The sequence below is a fragment of the Frigoribacterium sp. CFBP 8751 genome (assembly GCF_014841545.1).
Taxonomy (GTDB): Bacteria; Actinomycetota; Actinomycetes; order Actinomycetales; family Microbacteriaceae; genus Frigoribacterium.
In genome coordinates, this window is the sequence record NZ_JACYUB010000007.1 from 1 (window position 1) to 25,258 (window position 25,258).

The window sequence follows — 25,258 nt, forward strand, 5'->3', positions numbered from 1 at the left end:
GCGGCGCTGGGCTCGGACGAGGACGAGCTCGACGAGGACGACGTGTCGGTCGACGAACCGGAGTCCATCGAGCACGCGGCGAGCGAGAAGATCAGGGCGCCCGAGGCGACGAGGCCCAGCGTGGTCTTGGTGATGTTCTTGCGAGTGAAAGCGTTCATGGTGAAGCTCCTTGTCAGTTGGTCCCGGTGGGGATGTACAGGGTTCGCCACCGCACCCGAAAAGGATTGGAACGCATCTACTTCGTTACCCCGCCGTGACCTCCGACGTCTCGTCGACACCGGTGCCCGGGTTCGACGAACGTCGCGCGCGAGCCACCGCGAGTCCGCGTTGCGAGCTCCAGAAGTCGCGCACCGTCTCGCGGAGCTCGGATGCACCGACGTCCGCCCCGAAGGCCAGCGACCCCGGCTCGAGGGCGATGCCGTCGGCCAGGGTGGGCAGGGCGACGGGGTCGAAGCCGATGGCGTCCACGAGGTCCGCGACGACGTCGAGTGCCTCTCGGTCGTCCGACGCCAGGGCGATCGCGCTCCGCTCGGGATCACCGGCGGGCAGGGCTCCCTCGTCGAGGTCGTGGTACCCCATGTGGTTGAAGCCCTTCACGACGCGTGACGTGGGCAGGTGCTGCTGGACGAGCTCGCTCGTCGAGGTGCGGACGTCCGAGAGGTCGTCGCGCAGGCCGTCCGTCTCCCACCAGTAGTTCATGGCGTCGACGACGACCTTGCCCGCCAGGGCATCCACCGGGACCGAGTCGAGCTTGCCGAGCGGCAGGGCCAGGACGACGATGTCGGCCTCCCGTGCCGCGTCGGCCGACCAGACCGCTCGGGCCCCGGGGGCGATCACGTCGACGATGAGGCGGATGCGGGCAGGGTCTCCCGAGCCGGAGAGGAGGACGGGGTGGCCGGCGGCGTGGACGAGGCGGGCGAGGACGGTGCCGACCTTGCCCGCGCCGAGGATGCCGATGGTGGGTGCGGACGTCATGTGTCGTGCAACGCACGGGGGCATCCGGCGATTCCGGACGCGGCGATGCACCGCAGGCCCCTGAACCAGGTCTGCGGTGCACCGTCGGTGTGGAGTCGCTCAGAAGCGAGCGACGGAGGTGGCCGTCAGGCGCGGGCCGTCCGGCGGCGGGCCGCCACGAGCAGGCCGAGTCCGGCGAGCAGCGCCAGCAGTCCGCCCAGGAGCGGGGCCGTCGCGTCATCGCCGGTGAAGGCGAGCGACGAGTCGGCGGCGAGAGCCGAGGAGGCGCTGGTACCCGAGGCGAGGACGCTGCGGTCGGCCGCCGCGGCGGTCACGAGCACGGTGCCGGTGGTCCCGGTGGTCCCGCCGAAGCCGTCGATGCCGGCGGTGTCCTCGGTGCCGGGCGTGGTGGCGCCGTCGTCACCCGGGGTGGCGGGCGTCGTCGGGTCGACCGGGTCGGTCGGGTCGAACGGCTCGGCCGGGTCGACGGGGATCGTCGGGTCGGTGGGGTCGGTCGGCGTGGTGGGGTCGGTCGGCGTGGTGCCGGTCGTCCCGTCCGTGACGTCGGTGTCGCCGATCACCGCGACGGCGTTGCCCGACAGGTCGATCGGCAGCGAGATCGAGGGGACGATCTGGGTGCCGCCGAGGACGCCGTCGTCACCGCTCGTGGTGCCACCGGTCGTGCCGGTGCCCGTGGTACCGGTCCCGGTGCCGGTGCCGGTCGTGGTGCCCGTGCTGGCCGAGTCACCGACCACCGAGATCGCGTTGCCACCCACGGTCACGGGCAGCCCCACCGACGGCACGACCTGCGTGCCACCGAGGACGCCGTCGTCACCACTCGTGGTGCCACCGGTCGTGCCGGTGCCCGTGGTGCCGGTGCCGGTGCCGCTCGTGGTGCCCGTGCTGGCCGAGTCACCGACCACCGAGATCGCGTTGCCACCCACGGTCACGGGCAGCCCCACCGACGGCACGACCTGCGTGCCACCGAGGACGCCGTCGTCACCACTCGTGGTACCACCGGTCGTGCCGGTCCCCGTGGTGCCGGTGCCGGTGCCGGTCGTGGTGCCCGTGCTGGCCGAGTCGCCGACCACCGAGACGGCGTTGCCGCCCACGGTCACGGGCAGCCCCACCGNGCGGGGGCCTCGGTCGTGGTGCCCGTGCTGGCGGAGTCGCCCAGCACCGAGATCGCGTTGCCGCCGACCGTGACCGGCAGGGTCACGTCGACCAGGCCCTGGGTGCCCGAGCCGATCGAGTCGTCACCCGACGTGGTGGCCGGTGCGGACGCCACAGGGGCGGCCGGGGCCGGGGCCGGGGCGGGCGCCGCGGCGGCCGAGTCGCCGAGCACAGAGATGGCGTTGCCACCGACGGTGACGGGAACGTCGACCGAGACGATGCCCTGGGTGCCCGAGAGCACTCCCGAGTCACCGCTCGTCGTCGTGACCGGTGCCGCAGGTGCGGCAGGTGCGACAGGTGCGGCAGGTGCCGCCGCCGGGGCGGCGGGAGCAGCAGCTGGCGCGGCAGGTGCCACGGCCGTGCTGCTCGAGTCGCCGAGGACGCTGACCGCGTTGCCGAGCGCCGAGACCGGGGCCTCGACGACGGCGCCGACCTGGGTGCCCGAGAGCAGCCCGTCGTCACCGGTGGTGGTCGCCGCGTTCGCGGCGGTCGTTCCGAGGGCCCAGATGCCCCCGACGAAGAGCGCTCCCATGAGCCCTCTCGAGACGTACTTGTTCATGGTCTTCTCCAAGAGATGAGGTGTGTGGTGCCGCGCAGTCGCGGCGGGGTCGCTGATGTCGCCGGCAGCCGGGAAGCTGCAGGGGCGACGCGACCGGCCTCAGTCGGGAGAAGAGTCGGTGTCGTACGCAGGCGTCGACGGGAGGTCGTCGTCGCCGTCCGCGGACCCCGCCGAGACGGCGAGTCCGGGAAGCTGGGAGGCGCGGGTCGCGTCGAGCGCGACGGCACCGCCGGCCGCGCCCCCGCCCGTGGCCTGACCGTTCGCGCTTCCGCCGGTGCTCGAGGGCAGGGCGGGCGAGCCGTGGTCGTCGCCGGCGGGACGCGGCGTGGGGCCCTGGGTGGGTGCCAGGGGCACGGTGGTCACGTCGGCACCCGTCGCCGGACCGGCGGCGATCTGCGCCCGCAGGGTGGTGACCGCGTCGGTCGCCTCGGTCGCCGCGTCGGCGACCGACGCAGCCGTGACGACGTCGGCGCCGACAACTCCGAGGAGGTCGATCCCGTCGTCTCCTGCTGCCGCATCGGTGAGGGCGTGGCTCGCGGGGAGCGTGAGGCCGGGCCGGGGCGTGACACCCTCGGGCACGACGGGCGGGACGATCGGCGTGGCGGGGGCCGCCGCCGAGTCGCCCACGGCGGCGAGGCCCTCGTCGACGACGCCGGTCAGCGGGTCGGTCACGGTCGAGACGGGTGCCGGGCCGGTGACGGCGGACACCACGGGGACGGCTGCGACGACCTGGTCCACGGTCTGCGCGACCGGCGCGACGACGGCCGAGACCGGTGCGGCGGCCGCGACCTGCTGCACGACCTGTGGCACCACGGGGGCGGCGGCCTTCACGACCTGCTGCACCGGGGGCGCGACGGCGGTGGCCTGGACGGCGACGTCCGTGACCTGCGACACCGCGCCTCCTGCGGTCTGACCGACGGCGACCACGGGGGCGTCGAGCGAGCCGGCGACCTGGCCGACGGCCGAGGTGACGCCGCCGAGAAGTGACGAGGGGGCTTCGTCGGCCGAGGCCGACGTCGACGAGAAGGCGAGTCCGAGACCGACCATGCCGATCGCCGCGAGACCCGAGAGGCCGAGGAGGCGCACGAGACGGAGCGAGGCGGGTCGCCTCGTCGGCGTCTCGGCCGTCTGATCCACGGCGCACCTTCTTCGGTCACGTCTCACATCGGGCGGTTGGTCCCGACACCGGGGCCGTGAGCCCCTGATCACGCTGGTAAGACGCGATGTGCCGTCGTTTCTACGCCGACCGACCGGAGTTGTCCATGAGGACACCTCAGATGTACCCCGTTCAACCAGGCTTTCCCCAGGTGACGCGAGAGGTCACACCAGCTCGAGGTCCCAGGCCGGCGGCACGTAGGCGGAGCCCCAGCCTGCGCGTAGACGGGTGATGGCGCGGTCGAACGACTCGAGCACGTCCATCTCACGGCGGACCATCGACTGGAGCTGCAGCCCCTCGTACAGGGCGATGAGTTGCTCGGCCCCTCGGGCCGGCTGCATGGTCTCGGGCTCGCGCCCGAGCTCCACGTCCTGTGCGAGGGAGGCGTGGATCAACCGGTAGAACTGCAGCCACTGCTCGTACAGGGGCCTCGCGAGCGGGTGGCCGGGCGTGGCCGCGACGTTGACCGTGGCACTCAGCAGGCGCATCAGCGCGGGCTCGGCGGCGTTGGCCTGGACGATGGCCCGCAACAAGGCGATCGTTCCGTGGGTCCGGGCGAGCGGCAGCAGGGGGCGGGTGCGGCGACCGACCCAGAGGTCGACCGTCGCGAGCACGAGCCCGTTCCAGTGGGTGAACTCGTCGGTCACGACCTTCACGGGCAGGTCGGCCGCCTCGGCGACGAGCGCGAACGACGCCTCGTGGAAGGCGTGCACGGTAAAGACGCGCATGGCCGCCTCGACGATGGCGATGCGTCGCTCGACGGCGACGGACGGGGCTCCGAACGGGACGGCCGGGGCGGTGGTGGCCGTCGGGGCGTCCGCCGGCTCGGGGTGGCTCTCGTGGATCACGGATCGACGTTACGGACCGTGGCGGGCACCGGTCGACGCCCAGTCCGGGGCACAAGGCACCCGCTGCGCCGGTCGCGTCACCGAGGCGACGCGACCGACGGGGCCGGAGGGGGCGCGTACCCGAACGCCGCCGCCCTCCTCGCCGCACGACACCCGATGGGTCGTGGCCGGTCCTCACCCGAAGAGGACCGATGTGGCGTGTCCAAGTTGTACGCCAGCCATCACCCGACCCCCTCAACCCCGGGCGGATTATCAGGAACTGTTTTAAACATTGTGTTATGCGGTTGTTCCGCGTATACATCGAGTAGCGGGGAACTCCGACGCGTACCGATCACGTGTGTCCAGGGGTCTCCCCCTCTTCCAGTCAGGTGGCGCCATGCCCCGTTCGACGTCCACCTCCCTCCTGGCCCGTTCGGGGCTCGTCCTCGGCGTCGCCGCAGCACTCACGGTGGCTTCGGCCCTGCCGGCGAGCGCCGCGAACGTCATCGACGGTCCCGTCGACCTCCAGTCGGCCGGCACCTATGCCGTGCTCGCCGCGTCCACGGTCACGAACACCGGAACGAGCGTGGTGAACGGCGACGTCGGTCTCAGCCCGGGCACTTCGGTCGTCGGATTCGACGCCGGCGGCCCCGGTGTGATCGTCGGCGGCGTGCAGCACGTGAACGACGAACCGGCGCAGCTCGCGCAGCAGGACCTCACGACGGCGTACGACGTGGCCGCGGCCCTCACCCCGCAGGAGAGCAACGTCATCGACCTGGCCGGTCGGTCGCTGACCCCGGGCGTCTACTCGGGGGACGCAGTGCAGCTCACCGACAACGGCGCCCTCGCGTTCGCCGGCAGCGCCGAGTCGGTCTGGGTCATCCAGGCCGCCAGCACCCTGACCATCGGCTCGGCCACCACGATGACCTTCTCCGGCGGCGCGAGCGCCTGCAACGTCTTCTGGCAGGTCGGCAGCTCGGCCACCCTGGGCAGCGCCGCGGACTTCCGCGGGACGATTCTCGCCCAGCAGTCCATCACGGCCACCACCGGCGCGACCGTCATCGGACGCCTCCTCGCCCGCGGCGGCGCGGTCACCCTCGACACGAACACCATCACCGTTCCCGCGGCCTGCCCCACCGTCGGCACCCCGTCCGAGACCGTCGCCCCGACCATCACCTCCGGCAGCCCGACGGCCGCGACCGAAGGCACGCCCTACTCGTTCACCGTCACGGCGACCGGCACCCCGGCCCCGACGTTCACCGTCACCACCGGCACCCTGCCCGCCGGCCTCACGCTGAACGGCACCACGGGCGAGATCTCGGGCACACCGACCACGCCGGGTGACACCACCGTCACCATCACGGCCGACAACGGCACCACGCCGCCCGACACCGCGGACTACACGATCACGGTCACGCCGGCCGACGTCGTCACCCCGCCCCCGGGCGACGGCGGCACCCCTCCCGGCACCGTGACTCCCCCCGGCACGACCACGCCCCCCGGCACCGCCACCCCGTCGACCCCGGCGGTCCCCGTGTCCGACCGGAACGGCGACGGTCCCCGCGGCGACCTGGCCTACACGGGCTCGGACAGCGTGATGCCCGCGATCGGTGCCGGCCTGGCCCTGCTGCTCGGTGCCTCGCTCGTCGTCACCACCGCGATCCGTCGCCGACGCCTGAATCGTTCCTGACCGATGTCCCCGGGCGGCCCGTCGATGTGCTTCGATGGGTCGCCTGCGGATGTCCCCGTCACAGGACGGATGCTCGCGGACCACATGAGAGGTCCTGATGAGCCACGTCCCGACGACCCCCGACGACTACGTCCACGACCCCGACTCCACCTCGGGCCGCGTCATCGACGCGATCTATGCCCTCCAGGACGCCGAGGCCCTGTACCGGGCCCGACTTCGATCGAAGTTGGGCATCGGCGCCAGTGAGCTGACGACCGTCCAGTTCCTGGCGCGACTCGAGACCCGGAACATGTCGGCTCGGCCGACGGACGTCGCGGCGCACCTCGGGATGACGAGCGGAGCCGCCTCGATCATCATCGCCCGTCTCGTGACCCGCGGGTACGTCGTCCGCCGGAGGAATCCCCGGGACGGACGCGGGCAGCACCTCCAGCTGACCGACGCCGTGCACGGCGCGGTCGCCCGAGCGGCGGGTGGGGGCCCGCTGGGAGCCCTGGACGGGGTCCTCGGCCTGTCCGAGCGCGAATCACGACGCGTGGTCGCCTTGCTCTCGGGTGTGACCGACGGCTTCACCGACGGCGCCTCGATCGACCGACCCGCGCCTCCTGCCTGAGGCCCTCCCCTCGGGAGGCCGGTCACCGGCCCGCCGCGTACCTCGCGCTCACCTCGGCCGCCGTCGATGCCACGTCCAGGACCGTCGTGTCGTCGAGGTCACCGCGGTAGTACTTGCTCGTCGGGGACGACGGCCACGAGATGCTGACCGCGTCGTAGCCGATCCGCCAGTAGCCGCGGGCGTTCTCGGCGGCCGTCTGGGTCGACGAAGCGACGAGCGTGCCGTCGACGTAGAGGGCCGTGCCCGACGGGCCCAGGGTCGCCGTCGCCAGGTGCCACGCACCGTCCGTGTAGGCCGCCGGACTCTCGACGCTGAAGTAACCGCCGCTGTAGACGCCGAAGATCAGCCTGCCCTCGTCGGTCAGGTAGAGGTGGCGGTCGTACTGGCCCGACAGTCCTGCCCGGCTGTTCCCGAAGCCGATCAGCTTGCCGCCCGTCGTCGTGGTCGTGCGGAACCAGGTCTCGACGGTGAAGACCTGCGGACCGTCGATCATCTGCCCCGTCGTGACCTGACCGCTCACGCCGTCGAGCCGCAGGTAGGGTCCGTCGCCGGCGGCGCACGTGCCTCCTTCGATCGTGGCCCCGGGCGTGAGGGTCCCCGATCGTCCGTTGCCGCTGCTGTCGCGCGCGCTCGTGCCGACGCCGTCGTTGAACTGGTAGGCGAACCGCGCCTGCGCCGCCACCGGACGATCGAGGCACGAGAACCGGGACGTGGCGAATGCGCTCGACGTCGACGTGGTGGCCGAGAACGCGGCGTGGCTCGAGCCGACGACGAGGAACATCACGGCCACCCCGGCGACCACTGTCACCACGAGACCCGAGACCCTGACGGCGCGGGACCGCCCCGACGGGTGCGTGGGTGCGCGGTGGCGGGAGAGGGCGAGCGGGTCGGCGACGTCCTCGCTCGCCGGCTCGAGCCGCGTCGCCGCGAGCAGGAGCAGCACCACGAGGGACACGACGAGCACGCCCAGGACGCGATCGCCACCGTGCCAGAGCATCGCCGACCCGATCGACGGGACGAGCAGGACCCCGACGCCGTGCACGGCCCCGGGTGACACGAGGCTGGAGTCGACCTCGGCGTTGGCGTCGCCCTTCAATCGCAGCGAGCCGTCGTCGGTCGTGTCGACCAGCCGGTGCAACCGCAGGTCGCCGGCGCGGTCCGGGTCGTCGACGAGCAGCACCTGCCCCGCGTCGAGGGCGGCGGCGTCGACGGGCATCGCCACGACGACGTCCCCCGGGGTGATCGCCGGAGCCATCGACCCCGAGGCCACGGTCGTGGGCGACCAGCCCCAGAGGGCCGGGACGGCCGCCCAGAGCAGGAGGCACACGGCCGTCGCCAGGACGACCCGCGCCGTCGTCGCCAGGCACAGCGCACCCCAGAACGACAGGTCGGAGCGGACCTGCGGGGTGGTGGCGGCGGGGGCCGCGAGGGTCGTCATGATGGCGTGTTCCGGCTCGGGCGTCGACTCCCGCGCTAGCGGGTCTGGGCCTCCCAGGTGAAGGCGATCGCCGCCCGGGAGTCCTGACCGGTGTTCGGCGTCGACTGGCTGAGCGAGTACGAGAACTTGAACGAGCGAGCCTCGGAGGTCGTCCCGGTCGGCGACCAGGTCGGGGCGCCGTTCGCGTAGCCGGTCCGCTGGCTCGCGAAGTCGGCCAGCGTGCCCGAGAAGACCTGGGCCCCCTGGCTCGCCGGGGTGAAGCCGTCACACGACGCGCTCGAGGCACCCGACCCTTGTTGGATCGTCAGGTCCAGGTACGACGACAGCGAGTTGGTCGTGGTGGCCGCGGTGCCGTAGAGGCGGACGGCCGAGGGCAGGCTGCCCGTCGAGGTGACCGTGACGCACTTCGTCCCGGCGTCGCCGGGCATCAGGTTCGAGGCCGAGAACAGGGCGACGTCGGAGTCGTCGTCCGTGAGCTGCACGGTGCCGGTGGACCAGTTGCTCGTCGGGTTCGAGGTGGTGGCCGAGAAGGCCGAGTACGACGCCGTCGAGATGATGGCGCCGGAGGCGATGACGGCGACGGGCACGGCGGCCCAGCGGGCACGGCGCGTCCAGCGGGCGCGGCTGATCGATCGGGACATGTCGGGGAGTCCTTCGGGTGGGGTGTCGCCGAGGCCCCGTGGTGCCGGTCGGGAGGGGGCTCGGACGTCTCGGCACGGTGCCGATGGGGCGAAGGTACCGACGGATCGCCTTCTCGGTGAGGGTCGACGTGTCCCCAGTGAGGGGGATCACCCCCGTACCCCGCCGGTTCGTCCCGCCCTGCCTCAGCGGCCGCGGCCCGCCACGAGCGCGTGCAGCAAGGGGACGGCCGAGGTGACCATCAGCACCGTGCCGACCACGTCGTCCCCGTCGCGCAGGACCGCCCCGGCGATCAGCAGGGCCGCGAAGAGCACGGCCGAGACCACACGCCGCGCGGTCCGCTCGATGCGGGTCAGCTGGCGCTCGATCCGGGGGCTGCCCACCTCGAGCGTGCCGTCCTCGAGGCGCGTGACGAGGTGGTCGAGTCGGCCGGGCAGCCGCACGGCCACCGTGGCGGCGTCGAGGGTGCGGCGCGTGACGTCCTGAACCGCGTTGCCCCGTTCGTCACGGATCAGCTGGGCCGCGTACGGCTCGACCGAGTCCCACAGGTTGAAGGCGGGGTCGAGCGCGCTGGCGACCCCCGAGGTCAACGTCATCGCCCGCAGGACGAGCAGGAAGTCCTCGGGCAGCTGGAACGGCAACGACCGGATCAGGTCGCCGAACTGACCGGCGAACTCGCGGTACTCGCGCGGGTCGACCTGCCGGAGCTCGGCGAACCCCATGCCGCCGAACCGGGCGAAGGTGGCGGTCACGGCCCGCTCGAGCCCGAGCGTGTCGGCGCTCGGCAGCAGGACGCCGAGGTCGCGCATGGCGCCGACCATGCCCGAGCCGTCGCGGGACGCCGCCGCGATCAGCAGTTTCCGCAGGCCCGTCCGGGTGCCGGTCGGCACCTCGCCCATCATGCCGAAGTCGATGAAGGTGAGCTTCCACGGTCGCTGCCCGTCGACCGCGTCGGGCACGGGCGTGACGAAGATGTTGCCGGGATGCGGGTCGGCGTGGAAGAACCCGTGGGTGAACAGCTGGTCGAACATCACCTCGGCGAAGACGGGCGCGACCTCGGCGGGGTCGATGCCGGCCGCGGCGAGCGCGTCGACGTCGGTGATCTTGATCGCCGAGACGTCGTCCAGCACGAGGACGCGACGCGTGGTGCGCTCCCACACGACGTCGGGCACGCTCACGCGGTCGTCGTCGGCGAAGTCGGCGGCGAACCGGGCCGAGTTGGCGGCCTCGTTCAGGTAGTCGATCTCCTCGAGGCTGGTGCGCGCGAACTCCTCGACGAGGGCGGGGGCGTCGACCCGGTCCGACACCAGTCGGACGTGGCTGAGCCAGCCGCCGACGCGACGGAGCGCGGCCAGGTCGACGTCGACCACGGCGTCGATGCCGGGCCGCTGCACCTTGAGCACGACGGCGGAGAGGCCCGTGTCGGCCGCGTCGGCGGGCCCGAGCGTCGCGCGGTGCGCCTGGCCGAGCGACGCGGCGGCGATGGGAGACTCGGCCACCGTCGCGAAGACCTGCCCCAGGGGTCGGCGGAGTTCGGCCTCGGCCAGGGCCCGGATGCCCGCGAAGGGGACGGGCGTGACCTCGTCCTGCAGCCCCTCGAGCTCTTTCGTGATCTCGGGCGGCAGCACGTCGAGGCGTGACGACAGGTACTGGCCGACCTTGATCATCAGGCCGCCGAGATCGAGCGCGAGCGCGTGGAATCCCCGGGCGAAGCGACGCATGCGCCGGGCCCGGGTCCGCTCGGCCAGACGCCGCAGGCCGAAGCGGGGCAGGACGAGTTCGAACCACCAGGTGACGGCGAGATGCCGCGAGGCGAACCGCAGGATGCGGCGGTACCGCGCGCGACCGGCCCGGTCACGCACCGGAGGACTGGACGCGGAGGGGTCGGTCGACGCCACCCTCGTCAGTCTCGGGCGAGGATCGAGTAGATGCGACGACGGGCCTCGTCGAGCACCGCCACCGCCTCGTCGACCTGCTCGGGCGAGCCCGTCCGGCCGACCTGCGCCGTGGCGCGGGCCAACTCGACGCCGGCCTTGGGCAGGGCGCGGAAGCGGTCGCCGGTGGCGGTGCGCTCGGGCTCCCACGGTGCCGACGGGTCGACCCCGGCGGCGGCGCGACCGGCCTCGGTGAGCGAGTAGACCTTGCGGCCGTCGGTCTCCTCCGCGGCGACGAGCCCCTCGTCCGAGAGCAACTGCAGGGTCGGGTACACGGACCCGGCGCTGGGCTTCCAGTCGCCACCGCTCCGCTCGTCGATCTCGCGGATGATCTGGTAGCCGTGCATCGGGCGTTCGGCCAGCAGCGCGAGGATGGCGGCACGCACCTCGCCCCGGGGGGCGCGGGTGCCCTCGCGGCGGTCGAAGGTCGAGCGGAGCTGCTCCATGGCCTGCCACATGCCGTCGAGGCCGGTGCCGAATCCGAACGTGCCGGGTGCTGACGTGCTGCTCATGGTGTTCTCCTTCTCGAGGGTCGGACGCGGTCGAACGATACCCGGACGATATACCCCGTCCCCCGGAGCGTCAGGGCTGACGCCCAGGCAGGAGGCGCGGCCACGGAGATCCCGAACGGTCCTGTTCTGGGGGTGCCCGACCACTCGTACGGGGGGTCCGCGCCGGCGGACGGGGGTGGTTGAGTTCCATTCGTGGGTATGAACCCCCACCGACGGCTCGCTGCCGTCACCTCTCCGGCGTTCCCCGACGTCCGCCGGCGAGCCCTGCCGCCTCGGCGTTCCCCGACGTCCGCCGAGGCGGCAGGACCTCCGTCGTTCCCCGACGTCCGACGGAGCAGCACATCCTCGGTGACGACTCGCGCCTCCGAGACCTCTTGGAGTCCTGCATGCCCTCGTTCCCGACCGGCCGCCTCGCGGCCACCGCCGCCGCCGCGGCCCTGGTGCTCACCGCCCTGGTGTCCGCACCGGCCCAGGCCGCCGCCCCCTCGTCCGTCTCGGCCGGCACGGTTCCGGTGACGACGGCCTCGGCCTCGACCACCACGTCGACGTCCGCCGCCTCGACGGTCAGCGCGGGCGTCGCGGCCGACCTGTCCCGCGACATGGTGAAGGTGCCCGCCGCGCCCCTCCTGAAGGCCCAGACCGACGACGTCGTGTCGCCGGTGGCCGGCGTGACGAACCACCCGGTCTACGTCAGCCTCGCCACGGTGACGGCCGCGACCTCGGACGACTCCGCGACGCCGCCCGACGAGGCCTCGGTCCGCGCCGCCGTCACGCAGCTGCACGACTACTGGTGGGAGGAGTCGGGTCACACCGTGAACGTGACGCTCGCCGGCATCGAGACCCGCCCGCTCGACCAGACCTCGTGCGTCCCCGCCACGGTGCTCAACACGGTCCACACCTCGGCCTTCGGGGGTCGGTTCGCGAAGTACGCGTGGGCCGGCACCAACGAACACCTGATCGTCCTCAGCCGCGAGACCTGCGGCACGACGGCGACGGCGTTCGGCACGGTCGGCGGCGACGGCGGCGAGGTGTTCAGCTCGTACGGCGCGGGCACCGCGCTCGGCGTCCCGGTCCTGCTGCACGAGTTCGGCCACAACCTCGGGTTCGGCCACGCCGGCGCCGGCATGTGCCGCAGCACGACCTCGTTCGACGGGGCCGCGAGCGACTACCGCTACGCCACCTCGACCGACACCCCCGCCGCCTGCCCCGTGCTCGAGTACGGCGACTTCCTCGACATCATGGGCTACTCGGTCTCGTCGGCTCGACCCCACCTGTCGTCCGTGCAGCGCGTCCGCGCCGGCTTCCTGACCGACGTCACCACGCTCAGCGGGGCCGGCACCACCCGGCAGGTCACCGTCGCCCCGCTCGACGGCAGCGCCAAGGGCCGCGCCCTCAAGGTCGTCGATCCGCTCAGCGGGCAGGACTACTACGTCGAGTACCGCACCGCCACCGGCACGGACGCGACCAGCGCCGAGTTCGGCGGTCGGGCGGCGTCCTGCGCGCTCGTCGCGTCGGGCTTCACCCGCTGTGCCCTCACCAGCGACAAGGCGACCGGTAGCGTCCGGGTGCTCCGACCGCTCACCCTCTCGGGCAGCACGGTGTCGACCGTCGCCCTGGCCGTCGGCCTCGACGCGAAGCGCGACCCCAGCCGTCGCGACACCCACCTCGACGCGGGCGAGTCGTTCACCAGCGCGAACGCCGGCTTCACCGTGTCGGTCCGCTCCATGACCCCGTCGGGAGGCGCGGTGCTCGACGTCACGCTCGCCGGCGCCGCCAAGAAGGCTCCCGCCACGACGACCACGAGCGCGCTGACCGTCGACCGGACCCGCCAGACCTACGGCTCCACCACGCGCATCACGGCCACCACGCAGGTCACCACGGCCGACGGGTCCGCCCCGGCCGGCACGGTCACGCTGCGGGACGGCACCACCGTCGTCGGCTCCGTGCGGGTCGGGGCCGGCGGACGCGCCGCGGTGACCCTGCCGGGGACCACGGCCGCGGGTGCCCACTCGCTGCGCGCCTCCTTCGTCCCCGACACGGCCGCCCAGGCCGCGTCGGACTCGACGGTCGTCCCGGTCACGGTCGACAAGGCGGCGACGACGGCCTCGCTGACGCTGGACCGCAGCACCCAGGCCTACGGCTCGACCCCCGTGACGGTGACGGTCGCCGTCACCGGCGTCGCCGGGGTCGCACCGACCGGCACGGTCTCGGTGTCGCTCGACGGCACCCGCGTGGCACAGGTCGCCGTCTCGGGCGGCAAGGCGAGCTACGCGCTGCCCTCGACGACGACCGTGGGAACGCACCGCCTCGTCGCGACCTTCACGCCGGCCGACGCCTCGCTGACGTCGTCGACGAGCAGCACGGCCAGCATGACCGTCACGAAGGCGACGTCGACCAGCACCCTCGTGCCCGGCTCGACCGCCGTCAAGAAGAACACCGCCTCGAGCGTCACCGTCACGGTCTCGGCCGCGGGCGTCCCGAACCCGACCGGCACCGTCACCGTGACCGCCGGCGGCAAGGTCGTCGGCACGGCGACCCTCTCGGCCACGGGTTCGGGGCGGGTGACGGTCCCGGTCGCGAAGTTCGCGCAGGCGGGCACCTACTCGCTGTCGGCCTCGTACGCCGGGGCGAGCACGGTCTCGACCAGCGTCTCGAAGCCGGTGCAGGTCACCGTCCGCTGACCCCCGCCGCGCCTCCTGCCCGGCCGGCTCGAAAGGTCGGGTCCGACGGGCGCGCCACGGTGACCCTGCCGGGGACGACCGCGGCGGGCACCCACCAGCTGCGCGCCTCCTTCGTCCCTGCCACGACGACGCAGTCCGGCTCGGACTCGGCGGTCGTCGGAGTGACCGTCGACAAGGCCTCCTCGTCCAGCGCGCTGACCCGTGCGACGACGGCGATCACCAAGAACAAGGCGGCGACGGTCACGGTCACGGTGTCGGCCCCCGGCGTCCCCCGCCCCACCGGCACCGTGACCGTGACCTCGGACGGCAGGACCGTCGGCACCGCCACCGTCTCGGCCGACGGAGCAGGACGCGTCACCGTGCCGGTGGGGACCTTCACCCGCGGGGGCACGTACGTCCTGTCCGCGTCGTACGCCGGGTCGGGCAACGTGTCCGCCAGCGTCTCGAAGCGGATGATCGTCGTCCTGCGCTGACGAGCACGGCGCCGAGTCCGCGGCGCCGGTCCGCGGCGCCGGGTCCGCGGTGCCGAGTCCGCGGCCCCGGGGGCCGGAACGGCAGGAGGCGCGGGTCGCGACCACAGAGGGGCGGTGCGTCATGGCCCGGGACCGTGACGCACCGCCCGGCCCGACAGGAAGAGCTGTCGGGCGGCCGGGCCTTCTCAGGAGCCCGGCGGCCTGCCGGCGGCTACCGCGGAGTCACCGTGATCGAGTCGAGCTCGGCGAATCCGGTGCCCCCGGCGAAGTTCGGAGAACCCTTCGCCAGACGGATCACGTTGACCCCGGCCTTGAGCGTGACGGGTGTGGCCGCCGAGGTGGCGAACCGCCCCCAGCCACCCGTCGGTGCGTACGACACCGTCGAGAACGCACCACCGTTCAAGGCGAGGCCCTGCGTCGACGTCGCTGCGCCTCCGTTCGCGTAGCGGGTCGTCAACGAGTAGCTGCCGGCCGTCGGCACCTCGACCACGAAATCGACGAACGAGTTCGACCGGCCGTCACCCAGACCGTCGATGCGACCCACGTAGCCGGAGTTGGACGCCGAGGACGACGACAGGAGCGACGCGTTGACCACCGTCGCGTTCTCGGCCTCGTAGGTCTGCTGGTAGCTCGTGGCCGGGCCCGAGGCGGGCGTGACGACCACCTGGTAGGCGCCGAGGTAGTCCTGCTTCGGGATGGGGACGGTGACGGCCCCGTTCACGACGCCGACGGTGGTACTCGACAGCTGGGTCGGTGCAGCGACGTTCGACATTCGTCCCGAGCGCGGCGTGTAGTTCACCGTCACCCTGACCTGCGACCCGAGACCGGCCAGTCCCTTGACCTGTACGGCGTTGTCACCGAACGTCCCGCCGAACGCGACGTTGACGATCCCGCGTGTCGAGTCGTACGAGGCGAACCCGTCGAGATCGCCCGAGGGCGTCACGTCGACCATGGAGCCCGCCATCTCGCCGTACCACTTGTAGAGCCAGTACGACCCGGTCGGAGCGTTGTTCCAGACGAGTCCCCCGACCGTCCCGGATTCGTACCAGTACGCGCGTTCGGCGTCCTTGATGCCGGTGCGCTCGAACTGCGCGATGAAGTGGGCCGCGACGCTGGGGGTGTCGACCTGGTTCGGCGAACCGTATTCGTTGATCGAGATCGGACGCGGCACACCCGGTCAGGGCGAGCGACACGGCGGCCAGACCCACGACGGCGACGGCCGTCTTCTTGCTGCGGATGAACGAGATCACAGGAATTCCTCTCTGAATGCTGCGGGTTCCTCGTTCGGAGAGCGCCGCGCGGTGCCGCGAGGTAGAGGACGACCGGGGCGATGAAGGCCCAGGCGGCGCGACCGTCTCGTCGTCGAGAAGTTGTAACCGAAACCGGTTTCGGGTTGAAAGCTACATTTGGCACAGTTGCTTGTCAACACGTTCGTGAACTATTTTCGCTACATGGGTACGAGCAGCGGTGGTCGAGGGACGGGGGCGCCCGTCACGCTCGCGGACGTGGCCCGGGCCGCCGGCGTCTCGGTGGCGACCGCGTCGAAGGCCCTCAACGGGCGGGCCCAGGTACGCGAGAGCACGCGCGTCAAGGTGCGAGAGGCCGCCGCCGCCCTGTCGTTCACCCCGAACTTCTTCGCCCAGGCCCTCAACTCCCAGCGCACCGGCACGATCGGCATGGTCACGAGCGACCTCGACAACCGTTTCGTCCTGCCCGTGCTGCTCGGCGCCGAGGACGCCTTCGGCTCGGGGTCGCTCTCGGTGCTGCTGGCCGACGCCCGCGACGACGCCCTGCGCGAGCAGTTGCACCTGCAGAACCTGCTCACCCGACGCGTCGACGGGCTCCTGATCGTGGGCCGCACCACCAACCCCCGCCCCCCGGCTCCCGTCCTCGCCGACGTGCCGGTGGTCTACGTCTACGCGCCGTCGACCGACCCGACCGACGCGTCCTTCACCCCCGACAACGTGCAGGCCGGCCGTCTCGCCGCCGAGCACCTCATCGCCAAGGGTCGGCGGCGCATCGCGCTCGTGAACGGCGAGTCGTCTTACGCCGCCTCACGCGACCGGGCGGCGGGGGTGCTGGCCGCCACGCAGGCCGCCGGGCTCGAGCTCGTCGGCGGTGCCTCGTTGTACGGGCAGTGGGGCGAGGCCTGGGGGCGGGACTGCGCGCGCCTCCTCGTCCGGGGCGACGAGACCGTCGACGCGATCGTCGCGGGCAGCGACCACATCGCCCGCGGCGTGCTCGACGCGCTGCGCGACGAGGGCCGGTCGGTGCCGGGCGACGTCGCCGTCATCGGCTTCGACAACTGGGACGTCCTCGTCCGCGAGTCACGCCCGACGCTGACCAGCGTGGACATGAACCTCGAACAGCTCGGCCGGGCGGCCGCCCAGCACCTGGTCGACGCGATCGGGGGCTCGACCTCGGCGGGCGTGACCTACGGAGCCGTGCGCGTGCACGAACGCGAGTCGACCGGCTGACGCGCGGCGCGCCTCCTGCTCTGGCCCTCCGCGCCGGCCCGGTGGCCTCCCTGCCGGCCTGATGCCGCCCCCTGCCGGCCCGCAGCGCGACGAAGAACCCGGTTCCGAACGATGCACCCAGAAGCAACGGGGTGCATGGTTCGGAACCGGGTGCGAGGCGGCAGGAGGCGCGGGTGGGCGACCGGCGGAGGCGCGGGCCGGCCACCCGAGGAGGCACGGGTCGGCGACTCGGGACGCCCCGCGTACATCAGTACTTCGCGGACTGCCCGCCGTCGATCGGCACGACGGCCGCGTTGACGTAGGTGGCGTCGTCCGACAGCAGGAAGGCGACGACCGAGGCGATCTCGTCGGCCTTGCCGTAGCGCTTGGTCGGGTTGATCTGGATGAACTGCTCGGCGGCCTTCTCGGGGTTCTCGGCGTCGATCTGACGCATCGAGGCCTCGACCATGGGCGTCCAGATGGCGCCGGGGGCGATCGCGTTGACGCGGATGCCGAACTCACCGTACTCGACGGCCGAGTTGCGGGTGAGGCCGACGACGCCGTGCTTGGCCGCGGCGTAGCCCGACTGGTTGCCGACGCCGCGGATGCCGCCGACGCTCGCGGTGTTGACCACGGCACCGCCGTCGCCCTGCGAACGCATGACGCCGAGGACCTTCTCGAGGCCGAGGAACACCCCGCGCAGGTTGATCGAGACGACCTTGTCGAACTCGTCGGCGCCGAACCGCTCGGTCAGGTTCTGCTTGCCCTCGATGCCGGCGTTGTTGAAGAACGCGTCGATGCGCCCGAAGCGTTCGACCGTCGCCGACACGTAGCGGGCGACGTCGTCCTCGCTCGACACGTCGGCGACGACGATCAGCACCTCGGCACCGGGGACGGCCTCGAGCACGGCGGCCTGCGAGTCGGCGAGGCCCTTCTCCGAGACGTCGACGAGCGCGAGCTTCGCCCCCTCGCTCGCGACGCGGACGGCGGCGGCCCGGCCGAGGCCCGACCCTCCGCCGGTGATGAGGACGACCTTGTCGGTGAAACGCTCCATGGGACGGGCTCCGGTTCTCTCGTTCGGTGGGCCCGACGCGGCGCCGGGCCAGTCGCCGCGCGACCGTGTGCGACTCGCCGTAAGGCTACACATGTCGCCTTACTGCCCCCTGACCGCGGCGGCCGCCCGGCGCCTCCCGCCCGCCGCGCCGCGAAGAACCCCGTTTCGTGCGATGAACCACGAACCTTCGTGGTTCATCGCACGGAACGGGGTTCGCGGGCAGAGGAGGCGCGGGCCGGCAGCCCCGGGAGGCGCGGGTCAGCTCCCGGTGCGCGTCGCGATCTCGACGCCGACGATGCGCTCGTCGGCGATCGTCACGGGGTACACGTCGCCCGTGAAGCGCACCGTCGCCTCGGTCTCGCGTTCGGCGCACGAGGCGCCGACCCAGAGCTCGACGTCCCCGGGCTCGACGACCCGTCGGTGCTGCCGGTCCGTGAGCGCCAGACGGGTGGTGGGGACGCGGAAGACGACCCGCGCCTCCTGACCCGGTTCGAGCGCGACGCGCGCGTAGCCGAGCAGTTGCGCGACGGGCCGGGTGACCGAGCCCACGACGTCGTGCGCGTACAGCTGCACGAGGTCGGTGCCGGGGCGAGAGCCCGTGTTGGCGACCGTCACCGACGCGACGAACGAGCCGCCCGTGGGCACCTCGGCCGAGTCGACGACCAGGTCGGAGCGTCGCCACGAGGTGTACGACAGCCCGTGACCGAACGGCAGCACGGGCGTGCTGTCGGCGCTCGTCACCTCGGACGGTCCACCGAGCACCGGGTGCAGGTAGGAGAACGGCTGCGCGCCGGCCGACCTCGGCAGCGACACGGGCAGGTGCCCGGACGGCTCGACGCTGCCGGTCAGGACGCCGGCGACGGCGGCGCCGCCCTCCTCCCCCGGGAAGAACGCCTGGACGACGGCGGCGGGCGCCCCCGCACCCGACACCGCCCAGCCGATGGCGTACGGCCGGCCCGAGAGCACGACCATGACGGTCGGCGTGCCGGTGGCGACGACGGCCTCGACGAGCTCGCGCTGCACCCCGGGCAGCTCGAGGCTCTCGACGTCGTTGCCCTCACCGACGGTGCCCCGTCCGAACAGGCCGGCCCGGTCGCCGACGACAACGACGGCGACCTCGGCCCCGCGGGCGGCGTCGACCGCGGCGGCGATCCGTGACCGGTCGTCGCCTTCGACGTCGCAGCCGGCCTCGACCACGACGTCGGCCGCGGGCAGCTCGCTGCGCAGGGACCCGGCGACGGTCGGCAGCTCGATGCCGAGCGGCACGCCCGGGTGGTGCGCCAGCACGTGGTTGACGAACGAGTAGCAGCCCATCAGGGCCTCGGCGCTGTCGCCGTTCGGCCCGATCACCGCGACCGAGGCCGGGCCGGCACCTGCAGCGGTACCAGCACCGGCACCAGCCGCACCGGTACCGGTACCGGCACCGGCACCAGCGGCACCGGCGGCCCCACGAACCAGCGGCAGCACCCCGTCGTTCGTCAGCACGACGACCGACTCGTCGGCCAGCCGTCGCGCGACCGCCCGGTGCTCGGCCGAGTCGAGGTCGATCGAGGTCGGCGGCGGCGTCTCGAACGTCTCGTCGAGCAGCCCGAGCTCCTCCTTCTCGGCGAGCACGCGGAGGACCGCCCGGTCGACCAGCGCCTCGTCCACCTCGCCGCGGCGCACCCGCTCGGCCAGGGGCGCGAGATAGGCGTCACCGGTGGGCAGCTCGACGTCGATGCCGGCCTCGAGGGCCAGTGCCGCGGCCTCGCCCCGGTCGGCGGCGACGGCGTGCATCACCTGCAGGAACGCCACCGAGAAGTAGTCCGACACGACGACCCCGTCGAACCCCCACCGTCGGCGCAGCACCTCGGTCAGGTACGACGGCGTCCCGGCGACCGGCACCCCGTCGATCTCGGCGTACGAGTTCATCACCGAGCGCACCCCGCCGTCGAGCACGGCCATCTCGAACGGCGGCAGCAGGACGTCCTCGACGAACCGCGGTCCGACCTGTGCCGGCGCGTGGTTGCGCCCCGCCGCCGAGGTCGAGTAGCCCACGAAGTGCTTGAGCGTCGCGTGCACGCCGGCCGCCTGCAGCCCCTTCACGTAGGCGGTGCCGATGGTGCCGACGACGTAGGGGTCCTCGGCGATGCACTCGTCGACCCGACCCCACCGGGTGTCACGGATGACGTCGAGCACGGGCGCGAGACCCTGGTGCACGCCGAGGTCGCGCATGGACCCGCCGATCAGCCGGGCCATCTCCTCGACCAGCTCGGGGTCGAACGAGGCCCCCCAGGCGAGCGGCGTGGGGAACGTCGCGGCCTGCCAGGCGGCGAGGCCGGTCAGGCACTCCTCGTGCACCAGCGCGGGGATGCCCAGACGGGTCTCGTCCCGCAGGCGGCGCTGTTCGCGCCACAACCAGGAGGCGCGCTCGACGGGGTCCACCGGCCTGGTCCCGTAGACCCGCGTCAGGTGCCCGAGCCCGTGCCGGGTCGCCTCGACGTAGTCGCCCGACGTCGCCATCTCGCCCTGCATCGGGGCCACGTTCTCGGCCCCCTGGTCGACCCACCACCCGACCAGCTGGGCGAGCTTCTCGTCGAGGGTCATCTCGGTCAACAGCGACGCCACCCGGTCGGAGGCGCGGGGTTCGCCGACCGTGAGGGCCTGCGGTCGGTGAGCGGTGTCGGTCATGTCGGCTCGCGCCTCCTGGTCTGTGACGGTGTCGGTGGCGGTCATCCCTTGACCGCCCCGGTGAGCCCGCCGACGATGCGGCGTTCGAAGAGGCTGAAGAAGATCAACGCGGGCAGCATCGAGAGCGCCGTGAAGGCGAGCACCCGTGCCGTGTCGACCGAGTACTGCGACGAGAACGCCTGCACGCCGAGGGGCAGGGTGAACGTCGACGGGTCGTTGAGGATGAACAGCGGCAGCAGGTACGAGTTCCAGGCGCCGATGAAGGCGAGGATGCCCACCGTGATGACGCCGGGCAGCGACAGCCGCACCACCATGCGGAAGAAGAAGCCGAGGCGGCTGCAGCCGTCGATGAACGCGGCCTCCTCGATCTCGTCGGGGATCGCGCGGAGGAACGGCACGAGGATGATGATCGTCGTCGGCAGGGCGAAGGCGATCTGCGGCAGGATCACGCCGGCCAACGAGTTCGTCAGGCCCAGGTCGCGGATGACGAGGTACAGCGGCGTGATCGCGACGGTCATCGGGAACATGAGGCCTGCCGCGAAGAGCGCGTAGAGCACCCCGCGACCGGCGAAGCGGTACCGGGCCAGCACGTAGCTGGCGGCCAGACCGAGCGCGACCGTGCCGATCGTGGTCGCCCCGGCCGAGATCAGCGAGTTGCCGACCTGTCGCCAGAACGTGCCGCCGGTCAGCACGTCGAGGTAGTTGCCGATCTGCCACGGGCTCGGGAACCCGGACGGGTCGGTCGTGATCTGCGCGTTGGTGCGGAAGCCGCCGATCACGATGAACGCGACGGGCGCGAGCATCGCCACGATGACGACCGCCGCGACCACGTACGCGACGCCGCGTCCGGGGTCGGCGATGCCGCGCCTCCTGCGGGTCGGCGGTCGGTCGCCGGTGGCGGCGGGCCCGCGGCCCCGAGGAGGCGCGGTGAGGGTCGAGGCGGTCATCGTTCTTCTCCTGCGGTGGTCGCCGAGGTCGTGACGGCCCCGGCCGTGTCGCGTCGCAGCACGAAGCGCTGGTAGACGAGGGCGACGACGAGCGAGATGAGGAACAGCACGACCGCGACGGCGTTGCCGTAGCCGTAGCTGCCCGAGGTGCGGCCGTTCGCGACCATGTAGGTCGCCATGGTCGAGGTGCCGGCGGTCGCCGCGATGTACTGACCCCAGATGATGTAGACGAGGTCGAAGAGCTGCAGCGAGCCGATGATCGACAGGAACGCCCAGATGCGCAGCGTCGGTCCGAGCAGCGGCAGCGTGATGCGGCGCTGGATCTGCCACCAGCTCGCGCCGTCGATGGCCGCGGCCTCGCTGAGCTCCTCGGGCACGCCCTGGAGCCCGGCGAGGAAGAGGATGACGGCGAAGCCGACGTACTTCCAGGTGATGATCACCAGCAGCGTCCAGATGGCGATGCTGGGATCGGCGAGCCAGTCGGTGGCGAACGAGCCGAGGCCGACCTTGGTGAGCAGGTCGTTGACGGCGCCGCTGCCCTGGAGCATGAGGCTCCAGCCCGTGCCGACGACGACCTCGCTGATGACGTAGGGCACGAAGATCAACACGCGGATGAGCGACTGACCGCGCAGCTTGCGGTTGAGCAGCAACGCGAGGCCGATGGCGACCGGGCCCTGCAGCACGAGCGAGAGCACGACGATCGTGGCGTTGTGCCGCAACGCGTCGAGGAAGGTCGGGTCCTGGAAGATCGTGACGTAGTTGCGGAACCCGACGAAGTCGGTCGGCGGGCCGAAGCCGGACCAGCTGAAGAAGCCGTAGTAGGCGGCCATCACGATCGGGAAGACCACGAACGCCAGGAACACCACGAGGGCGGGGCCGACGAGCAGGGCGATCTCGAGGCCGCGGGCGCCACGCCCCTTCCGGGACACGGCCCGGGAGGCCACCGGGGGCGAGACGAGTGCCTCGCCCCCGGCGGTGGCGTGAGGCCGCGAGGGTGCGGCGGGCCGCACGGAGGGTTCGCGGAGGCTCACGATCCGACCTCTACGCCTTCTTGGCGGCGGCGTCGACGGCGTCGACGAACTGCTGCGGCGTGCCGTCGCCCGAGAGCAGGTCGACCACGGCGACGTTCATCGCGTTGCCGACGTTCAGGCCGTAGACGGTGTCGAGCCACTGCGAGACGAACGGGGCGTCGTTGTAGGCACTGAGCACGTCCTGCAGGTAGGGCTCGGTGACGGCCTGCTGCGCGACCGTGTTGACCGGAGGCGCGTTGAAGGCCTTGTAGTACGCCTCCTGCACGTCGGGGGTCGCCAGGTAGTTCAGGAAGTCCACGCACGAGTCGGGAGCGCCGGCCGAGCACGAATACCCGTCGACGCCGCCCATGATGGCGCCGGCCTCGCCGTCACCACCGTCGACGGCGGGGAAGGGGAACCAGCCCAGGTCGGCCAGCGGCTGCTGGTCGGGCGTGAGCGAGGCGATGACGCCCGGGTCCCACGCACCCATCAGTTCCATGCCGGCCTGGTGGTTGGCGACGAGGCCGGCCGAGCTGCCGGCGCCCTGCTGGGCCGCCGTGGTGAGGAAGCCGTCGTTGAAGGGCTCGGTGTCGCGGAAGTCGGCGAGGTCCTCGGCCGCCTTCACCCAGCAGTCGTCGCTGAAGTCACGGTCGGTCGCGGCCTTCTCGAGCACGTCCGAGCTGCACGAGCGCAGGGCGAAGAAGAAGTACCAGTGCGCGGCGGGCCACGCGTCCTTGCCGCCGAGCGCGACGGGCGAGACACCCGAGCCCTTGAGGGCGGTGACGGCCTGGTCGAGCTCGTCCATCGTCTTCGGGGCCTCGGTGATGCCGGCCGCGTCGAAGAGGTCCTGGCTGTACCAGAAGCCCCCGGGGAGGACGGCGACGGGCATCGAGTAGACCTTGCCGTCGACCGAGCCCGACCCGAAGGTGCCCTCGCTGATGTCCTTCTTCGCCTCGTCCGAGATGACGTCGGTGAGGTCCTTGACCTGTCCGGCCGAGACCATCGCCTGGAGCTTGCCGCCGCCGCGCTGCAGGAACACGTCGGGGGCGTCGCCCGAGTTGAGGGCGGTCTGCAGCTTGCTGTCGAAGTCCTCGTTCTGGACGGTCTGGACGTCGATCTTCACGTCCGGGTTGGCCTTCTCGAAGTCGGCCGCGGTCGCCGTCCAGAAGTCCTGGCCGGGGCCGGTCGTCGAGTTCTGCCAGAGGGTGAGCGTGCCGTCGTCCGACCCGCTTCCTCCCCCGGTGCTGCAGCCGGTCAGCAGTCCCGCTCCGATCAGCAGGGCCGCCGACCCGGCCAGGAGCCGTCGAGATGTGGTCATGGTTCCACCTTTTCCTCTTCGTTGAGCGGCCGTGGTCGGCCGAGCGTGCCGTGCTCCGATGCGCGGCATGGCCTCAGTGTCGAAAACGTCCGGACGGGTGTCAAACGTTTTCGAAAACCATTTCCGTCGGGCTAGGCTGCCGACGTGATGACGGCACGGGTGACGATCCACGACGTGGCGCGGGCGGCCGGGGTGTCGGTCGCGACGGTGTCGAAGGCGGTCAACGGGCGCTACGGCGTCTCGGCCCAGGCGATCGAGCGCGTCATGGCGGCGGTGGACGAGCTCGGCTACGAGTCGAGCCTCGTGGCCAGCAGCATGCGGGCCCGCCGCACCGGGGTGATCGGCGTGCTCGTCGCCGACTTCGAGCCGTTCAGCTCGGAGGTCCTCAAGGGCGTCGGGGCGGCCGTGCGGTCGCGGGGAGCCGAGTACGACCTGCTGGCCTACAGCGGAGCGCACCGCGGCGAGAACACCGGCTGGGAGCGTCGCTCGCTCAGCCGGCTGAGCGGCACGCTGATCGACGGGGCGATCCTCGTCACGCCGTCCGTGCTGACGACGGCCGCGAGCATCCCGGTGGTGGCCGTCGACCCGCACACCGGGCGCACCGACCTGCCGTCGGTCGAGGCCGACAGCCGCGGCGGCGCCTTGCTCGCCGTCGAGCACCTGCTCGGCCTGGGCCACCGGCGGATCGGATTCCTGGCCGGCCGTCCCGACCTGCGCTCGGCCTCGTTGCGCGAGGCGGGCTACGTGCAGGCGCTGCGGGCGGCCGGCGTCACCCGCGACCCGGCACTGACCCGCAACGGCGACTTCGAGTTGACGGCCTCTCGCCAGGCGGCCCGCTCGCTGCTGACCAGCCCCGACCGGCCGACGGCCGTCTTCGCCGCCAACGACCTCTCGGCCATCGCCCTGCTGCGCACCGCGCTCGACCTCGGCCTGCGGGTGCCCGACGACCTCAGCATCGTCGGGTTCGACGACATCCCCGAGGCCTCGCGGGAGTCGCCTCCGTTGACCACCGTGCAGCAGCCCATGCAGCGGCTCGGCAGCGCGGCCGCGGGCATGCTCTTCACGATGCTCGAGGGCGGCGAGCCGACCGCCCCCGAGGTGCAGCTGCCGACGCGGCTCGTGGTGCGCGGCACGACGGGGCCGCCGCGCGGGTGACC

The 25,258-nt window shown here is 72.4% G+C and carries 19 protein-coding genes and 1 pseudogene; 6 read left to right on the plus strand and 14 right to left on the minus strand.

Annotation, left to right across the window (positions count from 1 at the left end; genetic code table 11):
- Positions 1–243: 243 nt before the first annotated feature.
- From IFT88_RS14710 to IFT88_RS14730, 4 genes and pseudogenes are all read right to left on the minus strand, one after another.
- Positions 244–975 (minus strand): NADPH-dependent F420 reductase, encoded by a 732-nt coding sequence (locus tag IFT88_RS14710; RefSeq protein WP_249409074.1) that lies wholly within the window; start codon positions 973–975, stop codon positions 244–246.
- A 1,112-nt stretch (positions 976–2,087) separates the two neighbouring features.
- Positions 2,088–2,686 (minus strand): annotated as a pseudogene (locus IFT88_RS14720) (chaplin family protein); the annotation flags it as partial.
- Between the two features lie 99 nt (positions 2,687–2,785).
- Positions 2,786–3,823, minus strand: a complete 1,038-nt coding sequence (locus IFT88_RS14725) for a hypothetical protein (RefSeq protein WP_192121460.1) — start codon at positions 3,821–3,823, stop codon at positions 2,786–2,788.
- 183 nt (positions 3,824–4,006) lie between these two features.
- A complete protein-coding gene (locus tag IFT88_RS14730) occupies positions 4,007–4,690 on the minus strand; it encodes a hypothetical protein (RefSeq protein WP_192121462.1) in 684 nt (227 codons plus the stop codon).
- A 376-nt stretch (positions 4,691–5,066) separates the two neighbouring features.
- Here IFT88_RS14730 and IFT88_RS14735 point away from each other — a divergent pair, with 376 nt between their 5' ends.
- A complete protein-coding gene (locus IFT88_RS14735) occupies positions 5,067–6,359 on the plus strand; it encodes an ice-binding family protein (RefSeq protein WP_192121464.1) in 1,293 nt (430 codons plus the stop codon).
- 97 nt (positions 6,360–6,456) lie between these two features.
- Entirely contained in the window at positions 6,457–6,969 is a 513-nt protein-coding gene (locus IFT88_RS14740; RefSeq protein WP_192121466.1) for a MarR family winged helix-turn-helix transcriptional regulator, read from the plus strand.
- Positions 6,970–6,991: 22 nt separating this feature from the next.
- Here IFT88_RS14740 and IFT88_RS14745 read toward each other — a convergent pair whose 3' ends face one another.
- The 4 genes from IFT88_RS14745 to IFT88_RS14760 all read right to left on the minus strand — a co-directional run bounded on the left by IFT88_RS14745 (position 6,992) and on the right by IFT88_RS14760 (position 11,492).
- Positions 6,992–8,407 carry a LamG-like jellyroll fold domain-containing protein gene (locus IFT88_RS14745; protein WP_192121468.1) on the minus strand — a complete coding sequence of 472 codons (1,416 nt, stop codon included), beginning with the start codon at positions 8,405–8,407 and terminating at the stop codon, positions 6,992–6,994.
- A gap of 35 nt (positions 8,408–8,442) precedes the next feature.
- On the minus strand, positions 8,443–9,048 hold the full coding sequence (locus IFT88_RS14750) for a hypothetical protein (protein WP_043597598.1): 606 nt from the start codon (positions 9,046–9,048) through the stop codon (positions 8,443–8,445).
- A gap of 183 nt (positions 9,049–9,231) precedes the next feature.
- Complete coding sequence (locus tag IFT88_RS14755; protein ID WP_231567191.1) at positions 9,232–10,908, minus strand: ABC1 kinase family protein; 1,677 nt, start codon at positions 10,906–10,908, stop codon at positions 9,232–9,234.
- Between the two features lie 41 nt (positions 10,909–10,949).
- A complete protein-coding gene (locus IFT88_RS14760) occupies positions 10,950–11,492 on the minus strand; it encodes a PadR family transcriptional regulator (protein WP_043597601.1) in 543 nt (180 codons plus the stop codon).
- A gap of 386 nt (positions 11,493–11,878) precedes the next feature.
- On the opposite strand from IFT88_RS14760, the gene IFT88_RS14765 reads away from it, so the two are divergent.
- The gene (locus IFT88_RS14765; RefSeq protein ID WP_192121470.1) at positions 11,879–14,173 is read left to right on the plus strand and encodes an Ig-like domain repeat protein; all 2,295 of its coding nucleotides are present in this window, start codon (positions 11,879–11,881) and stop codon (positions 14,171–14,173) included.
- A gap of 59 nt (positions 14,174–14,232) precedes the next feature.
- On the plus strand, positions 14,233–14,646 hold the full coding sequence (locus IFT88_RS14770) for an Ig-like domain repeat protein (RefSeq protein WP_192121472.1): 414 nt from the start codon (positions 14,233–14,235) through the stop codon (positions 14,644–14,646).
- A 211-nt stretch (positions 14,647–14,857) separates the two neighbouring features.
- Here IFT88_RS14770 and IFT88_RS17735 read toward each other — a convergent pair whose 3' ends face one another.
- Positions 14,858–15,817, minus strand: coding sequence for a CBM35 domain-containing protein (locus tag IFT88_RS17735; protein ID WP_192121475.1), 960 nt, complete (start codon positions 15,815–15,817; stop codon positions 14,858–14,860).
- Positions 15,818–16,052: 235 nt separating this feature from the next.
- On the opposite strand from IFT88_RS17735, the gene IFT88_RS14780 reads away from it, so the two are divergent.
- Positions 16,053–17,123 carry a LacI family DNA-binding transcriptional regulator gene (locus tag IFT88_RS14780; RefSeq protein WP_342211828.1) on the plus strand — a complete coding sequence of 357 codons (1,071 nt, stop codon included), beginning with the start codon at positions 16,053–16,055 and terminating at the stop codon, positions 17,121–17,123.
- Between the two features lie 247 nt (positions 17,124–17,370).
- Here IFT88_RS14780 and IFT88_RS14785 read toward each other — a convergent pair whose 3' ends face one another.
- The 5 genes from IFT88_RS14785 to IFT88_RS14805 form a co-directional block, all read right to left on the minus strand.
- The gene (locus IFT88_RS14785; RefSeq protein ID WP_192121477.1) at positions 17,371–18,156 is read right to left on the minus strand and encodes an SDR family oxidoreductase; all 786 of its coding nucleotides are present in this window, start codon (positions 18,154–18,156) and stop codon (positions 17,371–17,373) included.
- Between the two features lie 258 nt (positions 18,157–18,414).
- Positions 18,415–20,826 carry a beta-xylosidase/alpha-l-arabinosidase gene (locus tag IFT88_RS14790; RefSeq protein WP_192121479.1) on the minus strand — a complete coding sequence of 804 codons (2,412 nt, stop codon included), beginning with the start codon at positions 20,824–20,826 and terminating at the stop codon, positions 18,415–18,417.
- 41 nt (positions 20,827–20,867) lie between these two features.
- Positions 20,868–21,773 carry a carbohydrate ABC transporter permease gene (locus tag IFT88_RS14795; RefSeq protein ID WP_056227554.1) on the minus strand — a complete coding sequence of 302 codons (906 nt, stop codon included), beginning with the start codon at positions 21,771–21,773 and terminating at the stop codon, positions 20,868–20,870.
- Entirely contained in the window at positions 21,770–22,804 is a 1,035-nt protein-coding gene (locus IFT88_RS14800; RefSeq protein ID WP_043597606.1) for a carbohydrate ABC transporter permease, read from the minus strand. Before IFT88_RS14800 ends, IFT88_RS14795 begins: the two co-directional genes overlap by 4 nt.
- Positions 22,805–22,814: 10 nt before the next feature.
- Positions 22,815–24,101: an ABC transporter substrate-binding protein gene (locus IFT88_RS14805; RefSeq protein ID WP_192121480.1), complete on the minus strand. Its 1,287-nt coding sequence runs from the start codon at positions 24,099–24,101 to the stop codon at positions 22,815–22,817.
- 147 nt (positions 24,102–24,248) lie between these two features.
- Between IFT88_RS14805 and IFT88_RS14810 the strand changes: the two genes are divergently transcribed.
- Positions 24,249–25,256 carry a LacI family DNA-binding transcriptional regulator gene (locus IFT88_RS14810; RefSeq protein WP_192121642.1) on the plus strand — a complete coding sequence of 336 codons (1,008 nt, stop codon included), beginning with the start codon at positions 24,249–24,251 and terminating at the stop codon, positions 25,254–25,256.
- Positions 25,257–25,258: the final 2 nt, after the last annotated feature.

Coding starts and splice junctions, on each gene's coding strand:
- IFT88_RS14710 (WP_249409074.1), bottom strand. CDS start 975: ATGACGTCCGCACCCACCATCGGCATCCTCGGCGCGGGCAAGGTCGGC.
- IFT88_RS14735 (WP_192121464.1), top strand. CDS start 5,067: ATGCCCCGTTCGACGTCCACCTCCCTCCTGGCCCGTTCGGGGCTCGTC.
- IFT88_RS14740 (WP_192121466.1), top strand. CDS start 6,457: ATGAGCCACGTCCCGACGACCCCCGACGACTACGTCCACGACCCCGAC.
- IFT88_RS14805 (WP_192121480.1), bottom strand. CDS start 24,101: ATGACCACATCTCGACGGCTCCTGGCCGGGTCGGCGGCCCTGCTGATC.
- IFT88_RS14745 (WP_192121468.1), bottom strand. CDS start 8,407: ATGACGACCCTCGCGGCCCCCGCCGCCACCACCCCGCAGGTCCGCTCC.
- IFT88_RS14765 (WP_192121470.1), top strand. CDS start 11,879: ATGCCCTCGTTCCCGACCGGCCGCCTCGCGGCCACCGCCGCCGCCGCG.
- IFT88_RS14795 (WP_056227554.1), bottom strand. CDS start 21,773: ATGACCGCCTCGACCCTCACCGCGCCTCCTCGGGGCCGCGGGCCCGCC.
- IFT88_RS14785 (WP_192121477.1), bottom strand. CDS start 18,156: ATGGAGCGTTTCACCGACAAGGTCGTCCTCATCACCGGCGGAGGGTCG.
- IFT88_RS14760 (WP_043597601.1), bottom strand. CDS start 11,492: ATGAGCAGCACGTCAGCACCCGGCACGTTCGGATTCGGCACCGGCCTC.
- IFT88_RS14790 (WP_192121479.1), bottom strand. CDS start 20,826: ATGACCGACACCGCTCACCGACCGCAGGCCCTCACGGTCGGCGAACCC.
- IFT88_RS14810 (WP_192121642.1), top strand. CDS start 24,249: ATGACGGCACGGGTGACGATCCACGACGTGGCGCGGGCGGCCGGGGTG.
- IFT88_RS14750 (WP_043597598.1), bottom strand. CDS start 9,048: ATGTCCCGATCGATCAGCCGCGCCCGCTGGACGCGCCGTGCCCGCTGG.